Annotated in this window: 12 protein-coding genes; 9 read left to right on the top strand and 3 right to left on the bottom strand. The window is 75.1% G+C overall.

What is annotated here, in order from left to right:
* Positions 1-485: 485 nt before the first annotated feature.
* Both ACOTKD_RS19365 and ACOTKD_RS19360 read left to right on the top strand, forming a co-directional pair.
* Entirely contained in the window at positions 486-977 is a 492-nt protein-coding gene (locus tag ACOTKD_RS19365; RefSeq protein ID WP_424890224.1) for an inorganic diphosphatase, read from the top strand.
* Positions 978-1,014: 37 nt separating this feature from the next.
* A complete protein-coding gene (locus ACOTKD_RS19360; protein WP_424890223.1) occupies positions 1,015-2,502 on the top strand; it encodes a hypothetical protein in 1,488 nt (495 codons plus the stop codon).
* Positions 2,503-2,543: 41 nt separating this feature from the next.
* Here ACOTKD_RS19360 and ACOTKD_RS19355 read toward each other — a convergent pair whose 3' ends face one another.
* Positions 2,544-2,957: an SsgA family sporulation/cell division regulator gene (locus ACOTKD_RS19355; RefSeq protein ID WP_030367709.1), complete on the bottom strand. Its 414-nt coding sequence runs from the start codon at positions 2,955-2,957 to the stop codon at positions 2,544-2,546.
* Positions 2,958-3,243: 286 nt separating this feature from the next.
* Positions 3,244-4,434 (bottom strand): sensor histidine kinase, encoded by a 1,191-nt coding sequence (locus ACOTKD_RS19350; protein ID WP_424890222.1) that lies wholly within the window; start codon positions 4,432-4,434, stop codon positions 3,244-3,246.
* A gap of 349 nt (positions 4,435-4,783) precedes the next feature.
* On the opposite strand from ACOTKD_RS19350, the gene ACOTKD_RS19345 reads away from it, so the two are divergent.
* A complete protein-coding gene (locus ACOTKD_RS19345; RefSeq protein ID WP_424890221.1) occupies positions 4,784-5,938 on the top strand; it encodes a WD40/YVTN/BNR-like repeat-containing protein in 1,155 nt (384 codons plus the stop codon).
* Between the two features lie 24 nt (positions 5,939-5,962).
* Here the strand turns inward: ACOTKD_RS19345 and ACOTKD_RS19340 are convergent, their stop codons facing one another.
* On the bottom strand, positions 5,963-6,262 hold the full coding sequence (locus tag ACOTKD_RS19340; RefSeq protein WP_030367706.1) for a YciI family protein: 300 nt from the start codon (positions 6,260-6,262) through the stop codon (positions 5,963-5,965).
* A gap of 37 nt (positions 6,263-6,299) precedes the next feature.
* Between ACOTKD_RS19340 and ACOTKD_RS19335 the strand changes: the two genes are divergently transcribed.
* The 6 genes from ACOTKD_RS19335 to ACOTKD_RS19310 all read left to right on the top strand — a co-directional run bounded on the left by ACOTKD_RS19335 (position 6,300) and on the right by ACOTKD_RS19310 (position 12,297).
* On the top strand, positions 6,300-7,013 hold the full coding sequence (locus tag ACOTKD_RS19335) for an endonuclease V (protein WP_424890220.1): 714 nt from the start codon (positions 6,300-6,302) through the stop codon (positions 7,011-7,013).
* Between the two features lie 122 nt (positions 7,014-7,135).
* Entirely contained in the window at positions 7,136-8,071 is a 936-nt protein-coding gene (locus tag ACOTKD_RS19330) for a dihydrodipicolinate synthase family protein (protein WP_424890219.1), read from the top strand.
* 107 nt (positions 8,072-8,178) lie between these two features.
* Positions 8,179-8,556 carry an MmcQ/YjbR family DNA-binding protein gene (locus tag ACOTKD_RS19325; protein WP_424890218.1) on the top strand — a complete coding sequence of 126 codons (378 nt, stop codon included), beginning with the start codon at positions 8,179-8,181 and terminating at the stop codon, positions 8,554-8,556.
* Positions 8,557-8,707: 151 nt separating this feature from the next.
* Complete coding sequence (locus ACOTKD_RS19320) at positions 8,708-9,850, top strand: CaiB/BaiF CoA transferase family protein (RefSeq protein WP_424890217.1); 1,143 nt, start codon at positions 8,708-8,710, stop codon at positions 9,848-9,850.
* A complete protein-coding gene (locus tag ACOTKD_RS19315) occupies positions 9,847-10,989 on the top strand; it encodes an acyl-CoA dehydrogenase family protein (RefSeq protein WP_424890216.1) in 1,143 nt (380 codons plus the stop codon). The genes ACOTKD_RS19320 and ACOTKD_RS19315 overlap by 4 nt, the downstream gene beginning before the upstream one ends.
* A gap of 93 nt (positions 10,990-11,082) precedes the next feature.
* Positions 11,083-12,297 carry an acetyl-CoA C-acetyltransferase gene (locus ACOTKD_RS19310; RefSeq protein ID WP_359102081.1) on the top strand — a complete coding sequence of 405 codons (1,215 nt, stop codon included), beginning with the start codon at positions 11,083-11,085 and terminating at the stop codon, positions 12,295-12,297.
* Positions 12,298-12,348 lie beyond the last annotated feature (51 nt).

Below are 12,348 nucleotides of genomic sequence, written 5' to 3'. Positions count from 1 at the left end.
GCAGCCGCGGCGCGTCTCGCTACCATCCCGGCTGCCTCTTCCGCCGCGGAAGAATGCGCCGGGGGCAGCCGACATGCGGTTCCGGGCCGGGGAGTTCCTTCCGCCGCGATGGTGGTCAGTTGGTATGGCGCGTTTCGGCGGTGCCGGACGGGCTGTCTGCGGGTGCTTGTCGGCCGGGCGCCGCCGGGTCGCGTCGCGGTGGTTGATCGCCGTTGCGGCGGAAGAAGGCGCCGGGGCAGCCGACATGCGGCGCTGGGCCGGAAAGTTCCCCCGCCGCAATGGCGATCAATTGCTACGGCGCGTTTCGGCGGTGCCGGGCCGGCGGCCATTCGTACGTGTCCCGCGAACGCGCGGCGCGGTGCGGCGCGGTGCCGGGCCGGCAGGCCGTACGCACGCGGGCGCCCTCCGCGAGGAGGTATGGCCACTGCGGCCGAACCACGACACGATGGGCCCGTCGCCCGGCAGACCCCCACCGGAGGTGCCCCGTGGAGTTCGACGTCGTCGTGGAGATCCCGCAAGGCAGCCGCAACAAATACGAGATGGACCACGACCGCGGCCGCATCCGGCTGGACCGCCTGCTGTTCACCTCGACCCGCTACCCCGCCGACTACGGCTACATCGAGCGGACCCTCGGCGCGGACGGCGAGCCCCTCGACGCCCTCGTGCTCGCCGGCGAGCCCACGTTCCCGGGCGTCGTGATCCGCTGCCGGGCCGTCGGGATGTTCCGGATGCGCGACGAGCAGGGCGAGGACGACAAGGTGCTGTGCGTGCCCGCGGGCGACCCCCGCCACGAGCACGTCAGGGACCTGCGGCACCTGCCCCAGTTCGACCGGTTGGAGATCCAGCACTTCTTCGAGGTGTACAAGGAGCTGGAACCCGGCAAGTCCGTGGACGAAGGCGCCCGCTGGGCCGACCGCGCCGCCGCGGAGGCGGAGATCGCCGCGTCGTACGAGCGGGCGTCGGCGGCCCGCCCGTAGCGGATGCGGTGGAGGAAGATGCGGTAGAAGAGGAGGCATGCGCCGCACCGTCCCGCCCCTCGCGGCCGTGGCCGCCGCCTACGCCGTGCTGCAACTGTGCTACGCCGTCGCGCACATGAACCTCGGCTGGGACGAGAGCGTCTACCTCTCCCAGGTCGACCCGCGCAGCCCGGCGGCGTACTTCAGCGCCCCGCGCTCGCGCGGCATCAGCTTCCTCGCGGCACCGGTCGTGGCACTCACCCCGTCCACCACCGCCCTGCGCGTGACGCTGGCGCTGCTGTCGTCGGCGGCCCTGTACGGGGCGTTCGCGGTCTGGCGGCCCCTCCTCGGCAGGGGCCGCACGGCGCTCGCGGCGGCCCTGTTCGCCGGGCTGTGGATCACGGTCCTCAGCGGGCCCGAGGTGATGCCGAACCTCTGGATCGCCTTCGCCGCGGTCGCCGCGACCGGCTTCTTCCTGCGCGCCCGCGACAACGCCGACGGCCGGAGTGCCGGTGTCCGTACCCTCGCCGGCCTCGCCGCCGCCCTCGCCGCCGCCGCCCTCCTCCGCGCTCCGGACGCCGTCTGGCTCGCCCTGCCGCTGCTGGCGACCTGCGCGACCGTACGCGCCTGGCGCCGCCCCCGCGTCGCCGCGGCGGTCCTCGGCGGGCTCGCGGCGGGCGGCGCGCAGTGGGCCGTGGAGGCGTACGTCCGCTTCGGCGGCATCGCGCGGCGGCTCGCCGACTCCAGTGACACCGAGGGCGGCATGGGCGCGCACCTGGGCGCGGGCCTGACCGCCGCCCGCCGCAGCCTCAACGGCCCCCAGCTGTGCCGCCCTTGCCGCATCGCGAACCCGTCCGTCACGCACTCGCTGTGGTGGCTGCTGCTCCCCGTCCTCGTGGCGGCGGCCTGCACCCTGGCCCTGCGGAGGGACACGCGGGCCGGGAGGGACACGCCGGCCGGGAAGGGAACGCGGGCCGGGAGGCAAACGCGGGCCGCCGTCCTGCTCCCCGCCGCCTGCGCGCTCTCCCTCGCCGCCCCGTACCTGCTCCTGCTCGACTACTCCGCGCCCCGCTTCCTGCTCCCCGCCTACGCCCTGCTCGCCCTGCCCGTGGCGGACCTCGCGGCCCGCGCGACGGCCGCCTTCCGCGCCGGGCCGCGGCGGTGGGCGGTGGCCGCGGCGCTGTGCGCGGTCCTCGCCGCCCACTTCTCCGTGCAGCTGAAGGAGCTGCGCGTCAACACCGCGGACGCCCGGGACACCACCGTCCGCTACCGGCGCGCGGCCGAGGGCCTGCGGCGCCTCGGCCTGTCCGCCCCGTGCACGGTCACGGGCCCCCGGGCGCAGCCCGTCGCCTACGCGGCGGGCTGCGCCTCCGCCCAGACCATGGGCAACAACCGCTCGACGACGGACGCGGCCCTGGCCCGTACCGCACGCCGCATGCCCATGGCCGTCCTCTACGATCCCGCCGACGCCTACCTCCCGCCGTACGCCCGCACCTGGCGCCCCCACAAGCTCCCCGGGACCGACTGGACCGCGTACGTGCCCTGACGTCCACGCCGGCTACGTCACCTGACGCCCCTCCGCTGGCGTCAGGCGTCGCGCAGCAGCGCCGCCAGGTCGCCCTCCACGTCCAGGTGGCCGCCCTCGCTGCCGGCGGGCACCAGCGCGTAGGAGCGGGCGAGGAAGCGCCGCAGCTCGGACGTGTCGATCTGCACCATGGCCACGCCCTCGACGGCGTGGAACTCCAGCACCGTGCGGTCCGGCCCGCACGGCCACACGTGGACGTCGCCGCCCCCGGTCGGCGCGATCAGGCCGCAGGCGAGCGTCTCGCGGGCGAAGACCCATTCCACGTCGGCCCCGTCGAGGGAGGCCGCGGCGGGGAAGCCGATGTGCACGGCGAAGGGATCGGAGGGTTCGTAGCGCAGCTGCGCGGGGACGGCGCGGTCCTGCGGGGCCGACGCAATGAGCCGTGCCTGGACAGCCTGGTCGATGACAGTGGACAACGCGTGCTCCCTCGCGATCGCTGTGACGTGGTGCGGTTCCGTGCGGTGACGTGCGGTTCCTTGCGGTTCCTTGCGGTGGTGCGGGGCCTTGCGGTGGTGGTGCGGCGGTGCTTCTCCTGCCGGCCGGCCCGGGAAGGGGCCGCCCACCGGAGAGACGCCGTCAGGAGAGACGGCGGTTCGATCGCTGCAGTGCACATGATTCGAGCGTGAGCTGCGTCACGCTCCTTGGATTGGAAAAGACAACTGCCGTATCAGCCATCAAATCCCTGCCCGTTGGTCGCTCTGCTCACCGTTGCACCGGCAGTACCGCCAATACCTCCCAGCCACCGCCCGGGACGGGCCCCGCCGTCAGGGACCCGCCGATCGCGTCCGCCCGCTCCGTCAGCCCGACCAGACCCAGCCCGCCGGTGTCCTCCGGCGAGCACTGCGCCGGCTGCCCCGCGGCCCCGTCGTCGCGCACCGAGACGAACAGGCTCCGCTCCGCCTCGCGCAGCGTCACGCGCACGGCCGACGCCTCCGGGCTGTGCTTGGCCACGTTGGCCAGCCCCTCGCCGACGATCCGGTGCACGGAGGCGCCGAGCTCAGGGGGCAGCCCGGCGCCGAAACCGGGGTCGACGTGCAGGTCGACCCGTACGGGGCCCCGCCCCGTGCGGCGGAAGTCGTCGACCAGCTCGCGCACCCCGTCCAGCCCGGGCAGGGGCGCGCGGTGGGGCGCGTCCTGGTGCAGGACGCGCAGCAGCCGCCGGGCCGAGGTCAGGGCCTCGTCGCCGGCCGCCTGGATGTCCCGCAGGGATGCGGCGACCCGCTCGTCCTCGGCGACGGTGCCGGTGGCCTTGGCCAGCAGGGTCATCGCGGCGACGTGGTGGGCGACGAAGTCCTGCAGCTCGCCGGCGAGCTCCAGCCGCTCCGCGTCGCGCGCGGCGGCCACGGCCCGGGCGCGCTCGGCGTCCCGGTAGCGCAGGCACAGACCGGCCGAGGTCACCCCGGCGACGACGAGGGCGTAGACGACGACGGCCGTGCCCGGCACCTGCATGTCGCGCACCGGCGCCACCAGGACCCCGGCGGCCAGGGCGACGCCCGCCGGCACGGCGGCCCGCACCGGCGCCCGCCACGCCACCAGGGCGAGCAGGACGAGCAGGGCGGCGCTCTCCGTCAGCCCCCAGACGGGCAGGTGCAGCCCGGCCGCCATCAGGTACCCGGTCGCCGTCCAGGACACGCCCACGGCCGCCGCGGCCCGCAGGGTGAGCGGCGCCCAGGGCAGCACGCACATGACGACCAGCAGCCCGGCGGCCCACACCACGAGGTGGGCGTGGTGGGCGCCGGTCTGCCCCGGGTAGACCGCGCCCCGGGACAGCAGCCGGCCCTCCAGCAGCCACAGCCCGCACAGCCCGGCCAGCAGCCAGCCGTGGCGGCGCCGGCTCAGGGGCGCGCTTCCGGCGAGGGCGAACGGCATGGATGTCGGCGTCGTCGGCGTCATGCGCTTCACGCTAGGCATGGGAGGGGAGTGGCGGATCGCCCGTACAGCCATTCCGCCCCGGCCGAAAGGATGAACGTTGGACGGTTTCCGCACTCCCGGTGCGCCGCCCGGCCGCTTCGATGCCGACGGCCGTCAGGGAGGTTCCCGCCGCGACGGCGCGGACCGGCGGTGCCGTACTTCGCCGCATCCATCCGTGAACGTCTTGGCGACAGCCGTCAGCGCATCTCCCGTCGCGGCGGACGCACGGGTGCGAGGGAGGGCCCGGGCCGTCGGCCGGAGCGGTCCCTCCGCCGCGTAACCGCGACGGAGCCGGTGCCGCCCCGCCCCGCAGGTGCTACCTTGCGCCGCCATGAGACCGACACTGACGACGTTACGCACCCTCGCCGCCGCCCTGTGCGGCACCGCACTCGCGCTCGCGGCCCCGGCGGTCACCTCCGCGCAAGCCGCCGGCAAGGCCCCCGCGGTCACCCCCGCCCAGGCTGCCGCCCAGGCCCCCGCCGCCGGCGAAGCCCCCGCGTGGGAGAGCCGGGTCAGCGGCAGCGACGCCCGCTTCCGGGGGCTCGCGGCCGTCAGCCGGACCACGGCGTGGGCCGCGGGCACGAAGGGCACGGTCCTGCTCACCCGCGACGGCGGCCGCAGCTGGCGAAACGTCTCGCCGCCCGGCGCCGGCGCCCTGGAGTTCCGCGACGTGGAGGCGTTCGACGCGCGGCGCGCCGTCGTCCTGGCCATCGGCGAGGGCCAGGCCTCCCGGGTCTTCCGCACCGGCGACGGCGGCACCACCTGGACGGAGACCTTCCGTAACACCGACCCGAAGGCGTTCTACGACTGCCTGGCGTTCTTCGACGCCCGCAACGGCATCGCGCTCGGCGACCCCGTGGACGGCAGGTTCCGCGTCCTCGCGACCGGCGACGGCGGCCGCAGCTGGCGCGTCCTGCCCGCCTCCGGCATGCCGGAGGCGCTCCCCGGCGAGGCGGCGTTCGCGGCGAGCGGCCAGTGCGTGGTGACCGCCCGCGGCCGGGCCGGCGGCCGCGACGCCTGGATCGCCACCGGCGGCGCCGCGTCCTCCCGCGTCCTGCACTCGGCCGACCGCGGCCGCACCTGGACCGTCACCGGAACGTCCGTACCGGCCGGTGACCCCGCGCGCGGCGTCTTCGGCCTGGCCTTCCGCGACCGGGCGCACGGGCTGGCCGTCGGCGGCGACTACCGCGCCGGGCAGCCCTCCGAACGGGCCGCGGCCGTCAGCGGCGACGGCGGCGCGACCTGGACCGCGGCGGCCGAGCCGCCCGCCGCCTACCGCTCCGGCGTCGCCTGGCTGCCCCGCAGCCGCACCACGGCGCTCGCCGTCGGGCCCACGGGCAGTGACGTCACCACGGACGGCGGCCGCACCTGGCGCGGCTTCGACACCGGCTCGTACGACACCGTGGACTGCGCGCCGGACGGCGGCTGCTGGGCCGCGGGGGAGAAGGGGCGCCTCGCCCGGCTCGCCGCACGGCCGGGCCGGTAGCCGGGCGGCTGGCCCGGGCAGGCGTCAGGACGGCAGTTCCTGCCGGTAGGCCTCCAGGGCGGGGGCCGTCTTCGTCGGGATGAACTCGGTGATCGTGTACTCGCACACCCCCGCCACGGTGAACGGGTCGCTCTTCGTGATCTCCTCGATCTTCTTCCGGTCGTCCCCGAGGGCGAGGATGACGCCCCCGTCGCGCGGCACCTTGCGCCCGGAGGCGATGAAGACCCCGGACGCGTAGTGCGCGTCCAGCCAGGCGACGTGCTCGGGGAGGGCGGCGTCGATGCGCTCGATCGGCGCGATGTAGGTCAGCTCCAGTACGAACATGATCGCCAGCCTACGGGCCGGGTACGGTGGCCGCACAATGAGCGCAGCAGAACAGACGGAACCCGTCACCGTACCCCCCGGCTGGCCCACGACCGAGGCGGAAGCGACCGCCCTCCAGGACGAGTTGCGGGGCCGCGTCGTCCTCGGTGAGCCCGGGCCGCCGCCCGGCGAGCCCCTCGTGGCCGTCGGCGTCGACGTCGCCTACGACGACGAGCGGGACGTCGTCGTGGCCGCCGCCGTCGCCCTGGACACGGCCACCCTGCAGGTCGTGGAGGAGGCGACCGCGGTCGGCCGGGTCGCCTTCCCGTACGTCCCCGGCCTGCTCGCCTTCCGCGAGATCCCCACCGTGCTCGCCGCCCTGGACCGCCTCGGCGTCACCCCGGACCTGGTCGTCTGCGACGGCTACGGGCTCGCCCACCCCCGCCGCTTCGGCCTGGCCAGCCACCTCGGCGTCGTCACGGGCCTGCCCACGATCGGCGTCGCCAAGAACCCCTTCACCTTCCGCCACGACGCCCCCGGGCCCCACCGGGGCGACACCTCGCCCCTCCTCGACGGCGACGAGGAAGTGGGCCGGGCCCTGCGCACCCGGCCCGGCGTCAAACCGGTCTTCGTCTCGGTCGGCCATCGCACGAGCCTCGGCAACGCCACCGCCCACACCCTCGCCCTGGCCCCCGCCTACCGCCTCCCGGAGACGACGCGGGCCGCGGACGCCCTGTGCCGCCGCGCGCTGAAGGGGCTGGTGGCGGGCTGAAGGGGCGGCGCGCGCCCCGCCCCGGCGGCGGAGCGGCCCCACGGCGGCGCACCGCGCCGACATACTGGGCTCGCCCCTTCCGAAGGCTCGGCGCACCGCATCGCGCCGGAAAGGCGGTCGCCATGGGTCTGCCCGTTCCCCTGTCCGGTGTCGTCCCGCCGCTCTGCACGCCCCTGACCCCCTCGGGCGAGGTCGACACCCGCTCGCTGGAGTCCCTCGTGGAGCACGTGCTCGCGGCCGGTGCGCACGGCGTGTTCGTGCTCGGGTCCAGCGGGGAGACCGCCTGCCTGAGCGACGCCCAGCGGCGCACCGCGCTGCGGGCCGCCGTCGACGCGGTCGCCGGCCGGGTGCCCGTCCTCGCCGGGGTCATCGACATGACCACCGCCCGCGTCCTGGACCACGCGCGCGCCGCCGCCGCGCTGGGCGCGGACGCGCTCGTCGCCACCGCACCCTTCTACGTGACCACCCACCCGGTGGAGGTCCGCGACCACTTCCGCCGCATCCGTGAGGGTGCCGGACTACCGCTCCTCGCGTACGACATCCCGCAGTCCGTCCACACCAAGCTGGACGCCGGGACCCTTCTCGCCCTGGCCGAGGACGGGACCGCCGCCGGGCTCAAGGACAGCAGCGGCGACCTCGGCGCGCTGCGCCGGTTCCTCGTCGGGCTGCGCCGGCGCGGCCTGGACGGCACCTTCGCCGTCCTGACCGGTTCCGAACTGGCGGTCGACGCGGCGCTGCTGGCGGGTGCTCACGGCGTCGTCCCCGGGCTGGGCAACGTGGACCCGGCCGGCTACGTACGGCTGTACGAGCACGCCCGGGCCGGCCGCTGGGCCGAGGCGGCCGCCGAACAGGACCGGCTCGCGGCCCTGTTCGCGCTGGCCGAGTCGGGCGGCCACGGCGACATGAGCCCGACCGCGTCCGCCCTGGGCGGCTTCAAGGCCGCCCTGCACCTGCTCGGCGTCATCGGCTGCCCGGCGACGGCCGCGCCGCAGCGCCCCCTGCCCGGCACGGCCGTGGACGCCGTGCGGCACCACCTGGCGGAGGCCGGGCTGCTGTGATCCCGGGCGATGTCAGTCCCGCGGGCTAGCGTGTACGGACAACGAGGCAACACCGCGACACCGCACCGCGGCACCGCGGCGCACGCGCACATTCCCGGAGGCACCCCATGGCCCTGTCCGTCCCCCTCAAGGCCCGCGCGAAGGTGAGGGAATTCGCACTCTCGCTGCCCGGCACCGTCGAGGAGTTCCCCTGGGAGGAGGACGCCGTCGTCAAGGTCAACAAGAAGATCTTCGTCTTCCTCGGCGCCGAGGGGAACACCGAGTCGCCCGGCATCTCGGTCAAGCTCAAGGACGAGGAGGTGCACGGCCACGCCCTGGCCGTGCCGGGCGCGGCGCCCACGGGCTACGGCCTCGGCAGGCACGGCTGGGTGTCGATCCCGCTCACCGGCGAGAGCGCCCCGCCGGACGTGCTGTGCGACTGGGTGGAGGAGAGCTACCGGACCATCGCCCCGAAGCGGCTCGTCGCGGAGCTCGACGGCCGCTGAGGCGAGGTCTTGTGAAAACTGGAACCTGTTCTTAACATCGCGAGTGTTACAGCAGTTGTGTCACAGAGGTGGTGCCGCAGGGGCCGCACCACCGGGGTCATGTCAGAGCGTCATGTCACAGGGTCGTGTCACCAACGCACAGGGGGTCCGGATGACCGGGACGGCGGCCGGCGGTCCGCTCAGCGGCGTGCGCGTGGTCGAGCTCGCGGGCATCGGGCCGGGCCCGTTCGCCGCCATGCTGCTGGCCGACCTCGGGGCGGACGTCGTCCGCGTCGACCGGCCCGGCGGTCCGGGCCTGCACATCGCCCCCTCCCGCGACGTCACCAACCGCAACAAGCGCTCGGTGACGGCCGACCTCAAGACCGAGGACGGCCGGCGCGCGGTCCTCGACCTCGCCGCCCGGGCCGACGTGCTGATCGAGGGCTACCGCCCCGGCGTCGCCGAGCGGCTCGGCGTCGGCCCCGGCGCGTGCCTCGCCCGCAACCCCCGCCTCGTGTACGGGCGGATGACCGGCTGGGGCCAGGACGGCCCCCTCGCCGACACCGCCGGCCACGACATCGCGTACATCGCCGTCACCGGCGCCCTCGGCCTGTCCGGCCCGGCCGACGGCCCGCCCGCCTTCCCCGCCAACCTCCTCGGCGACTTCGGGGGCGGCGCCCTCTACCTCGTCGTCGGTGTCCTCGCCGCCCTCCACCACGCCCGCGCCGGCGGCGCCGGGCAGGTCGTCGACGCCGCCATCGTCGACGGCACCGCGCACCTGACCGCGCTCATCCACGGCATGCTGGCCGCCGGCGCCTGGCAGGACCGGCGCGAGGCCAACTTCTTCGACGGCGGTTCCCCCTTCTACGGCACGTACGAGACGGCCGACGGCGGGCACATGGCGGTCGGCGCGCTGGAACAGCGGTTCTACGTGCAGTTCATGGAGCTCCTCGGCCTGCCGGAGACGGCCCCCGCGCGCGAGGACCCCGCCCGCTGGGGCGAGCTGCGCGCCGCCATCGCCGCCCGCTTCCGGGAGCGCACCCGCGCCGAGTGGACGGCTGTCTTCGACGGCTCGGACGCCTGCGTGGCCCCCGTGCTGTCGCTGCGCGAGGCGCCCGGTCACCCCCACCTCGCCGCGCGCGGCACCTTCGTCGAGCACGAGGGCCTCACCCAGCCCGCCCCGGCCCCGCGCTTCTCCGAAACCCCCGGCTCCGTACGCCGCCCGCCCGCCCGGCCCGGCGCGGACACCGCCGAGGTGGCGCGGGACTGGGACGTCCCCGGCCTCGACTCCCTCCGGAAGGGCCCGCACAGATGAAACGCCAGATCTTCACCGCCGACCACGAGGCCTTCCGCGGGACGGTCCGCACCTTCCTCGCCAAGGAGGTCGCCCCGCACTACGCGCAGTGGGAGCGCGACGGCATCGTCTCGCGCGAGGCGTGGCGGGCGGCGGGCCGCCAGGGCCTGCTCGGGCTCGCCGTGCCCGAGGAGTACGGCGGCGGGGGCACCGCCGACTTCCGCTACAGCGCCGTGCTCACCGAGGAGTTCACCCGTGCCGGCGCCGCCGGCCTCGCCGTCGGGCTGCACAACGACATCGTCGGGCCGTATCTGACCGCCCTCGCCACCGAGGAGCAGAAGCGCCGCTGGCTGCCCGGCTTCTGCACGGGCGAGATCATCACCGCCATAGCGATGACGGAGCCGGGTGCGGGCTCCGACCTGCAGGGCATCCGCACCGCCGCCGAGGACCGCGGCGACCACTGGCTCCTCAACGGCTCCAAGACCTTCATCTCCAACGGGATCCTCGCCGACCTCGTGGTCGTCGTGGCGCGCACGACGCCCGAGGGCGGGGCCAAGGGCCTGAGCCTGCTCGTCGTCGAGCGCGGCATGGCGGGCTTCGAGCGCGGCCGCAACCTCGACAAGATCGGGCAGAAGGCGCAGGACACCGCCGAGCTGTTCTTCCACGACGTCCGCGTGCCCAAGGAGAACCTCCTCGGCGAGCTCCACGGCGGCTTCGTCCACCTGATGACCAACCTCGCCCAGGAGCGGATGAACATCGCCGTGGCCGGGATCGCCGCCGCCGAGCACCTCCTGGAGATCACCACCGCCTACGTCAAGGAGCGCGAGGCGTTCGGCCGCCCGCTCGCCAAGCTGCAGCACGTCCGCTTCGAGATCGCCGAGATGGCCACGGAGTGCGCCGTGACCCGTGCGTTCCTGGACCGCTGCGTCGCCGACCACGCGGCCGGCACGCTCGACGCCGTGCACGCCTCCATGGCCAAGTGGTGGGCGACGGAGCTGCAGAAGCGCGTCGCCGACCGCTGCCTGCAACTCCACGGCGGGTACGGGTACATGAGCGAGTACCCGGTCGCGAAGGCGTTCACCGACGGCCGGATCCAGACGATCTACGGCGGCACCACCGAGATCATGAAGGAGATCATCGGCCGTTCCCTGCTCTCCTGATCCCTGCTCTCCTGAGCCCCGCTCTCCTGATCCGCCCCCGGGTGGCCCCGCCGGCCGCCCCGCCACAGCCCCCGCCCCGAAAGGCCCACGACCTTGAGCACCGAAGCGTACGTATACGACGCGATCCGCACCCCGCGCGGCCGCGGCAAGGCCAACGGCGCCCTGCACGGCACCAAGCCCGTCGACCTCGTCGTCGGCCTCATCCACGAGCTCCGGCGCCGCCTCCCCGGCCTGGACCCGGCCGCGATCGACGACATCGTGCTCGGCGTCGTGAGCCCGCTCGGCGACCAGGGCTCCGACATCGCCCGGATCGCGGCCATCGCGGCAGGGCTGCCCGACACCGTCGCGGGCGTCCAGGAGAACCGCTTCTGTGCCTCCGGCCTGGAGGCCGTCAACCTGGCCGCCGCCAAGGTCCGCTCCGGCTGGGAGGACCTCGTCCTGGCCGGCGGCGTGGAGTCGATGTCCCGGGTGCCGATGGGCTCCGACGGCGGCGCCTGGTTCAACGACCCCATGACCAACCTCGACGTCAACTTCGTGCCCCAGGGCATCGGCGCCGACCTCATCGCGACCCTCGGCGGCTTCACCCGCACCGACGTGGACGCCTTCGCCGCCCGCTCGCAGGAGAACGCGGCCGCCGCCTGGAAGGACGGCCGCTTCGACCGCTCCGTGGTCCCGGTGCGCGACCGCAGCGGCCTCGTCGTCCTCGACCGGGACGAGCACCCCCGCCCCGGCACCACCGTCGAGACCCTCGCCGGGCTCAAGCCCTCCTTCGCCGCGATCGGCGAGGCGGGCGGCTTCGACGCCGTGGCCCTGCAGCAGTACCACTGGGTCGAGAAGATCGACCACGTGCACCACGCCGGCAACTCCTCCGGCATCGTCGACGGCGCCTCCCTCGTCGCCATCGGCAACCGCGAGACGGGCGAGCGCTACGGCCTGACCCCGCGCGCCCGCATCGTCTCCGCGGCCGTCTCCGGCTCCGACCCCACCATCATGCTCACCGGCCCGGCCCCCGCCTCCCGCAAGGCGCTCGCCAAGGCGGGCCTGACCATCGACGACATCGACCTCATCGAGGTCAACGAGGCCTTCTCGGCCGTCGTGCTGCACTTCGCCCGCGAGATGGGCATCGGCCTCGACAAGATCAACGTCAACGGCGGCGCCATCGCCCTCGGCCACCCGCTCGGGGCCACCGGCGCCATGCTCCTCGGCACCGTCATCGACGAACTCGAACGGCGCGACGGGCGGTACGGCCTGGTCACCCTCTGCGTGGGCGGCGGCATGGGGGTCGCGACGGTGGTGGAACGGGTGTAGGCGACCGGCCGGCATCCCCCGGTCCCGCCCCTTCCCGTCACACCACACACC

The organism is Streptomyces sp. XH2 (genome assembly GCF_049725035.1).
Lineage (GTDB): Bacteria > Actinomycetota > Actinomycetes > Streptomycetales > Streptomycetaceae > Streptomyces > Streptomyces roseoverticillatus.
The sequence above is the reverse complement of the archived record's forward strand: the minus strand, read 5'-3'. Positions and strand labels throughout refer to the sequence as shown.

What these genes read in the sequence shown, in the direction of transcription:
- ACOTKD_RS19330 (WP_424890219.1), top strand. Translation starts at nt 7,136, where the DNA reads ATGGGTCTGCCCGTTCCCCTGTCCGGTGTCGTCCCGCCGCTCTGCACG.
- ACOTKD_RS19345 (WP_424890221.1), top strand. Translation starts at nt 4,784, where the DNA reads ATGAGACCGACACTGACGACGTTACGCACCCTCGCCGCCGCCCTGTGC.
- ACOTKD_RS19335 (WP_424890220.1), top strand. Translation starts at nt 6,300, where the DNA reads ATGAGCGCAGCAGAACAGACGGAACCCGTCACCGTACCCCCCGGCTGG.
- ACOTKD_RS19325 (WP_424890218.1), top strand. Translation starts at nt 8,179, where the DNA reads ATGGCCCTGTCCGTCCCCCTCAAGGCCCGCGCGAAGGTGAGGGAATTC.
- ACOTKD_RS19360 (WP_424890223.1), top strand. Translation starts at nt 1,015, where the DNA reads ATGCGCCGCACCGTCCCGCCCCTCGCGGCCGTGGCCGCCGCCTACGCC.
- ACOTKD_RS19350 (WP_424890222.1), bottom strand. Translation starts at nt 4,434, where the DNA reads ATGACGCCGACGACGCCGACATCCATGCCGTTCGCCCTCGCCGGAAGC.
- ACOTKD_RS19320 (WP_424890217.1), top strand. Translation starts at nt 8,708, where the DNA reads ATGACCGGGACGGCGGCCGGCGGTCCGCTCAGCGGCGTGCGCGTGGTC.
- ACOTKD_RS19340 (WP_030367706.1), bottom strand. Translation starts at nt 6,262, where the DNA reads ATGTTCGTACTGGAGCTGACCTACATCGCGCCGATCGAGCGCATCGAC.
- ACOTKD_RS19315 (WP_424890216.1), top strand. Translation starts at nt 9,847, where the DNA reads ATGAAACGCCAGATCTTCACCGCCGACCACGAGGCCTTCCGCGGGACG.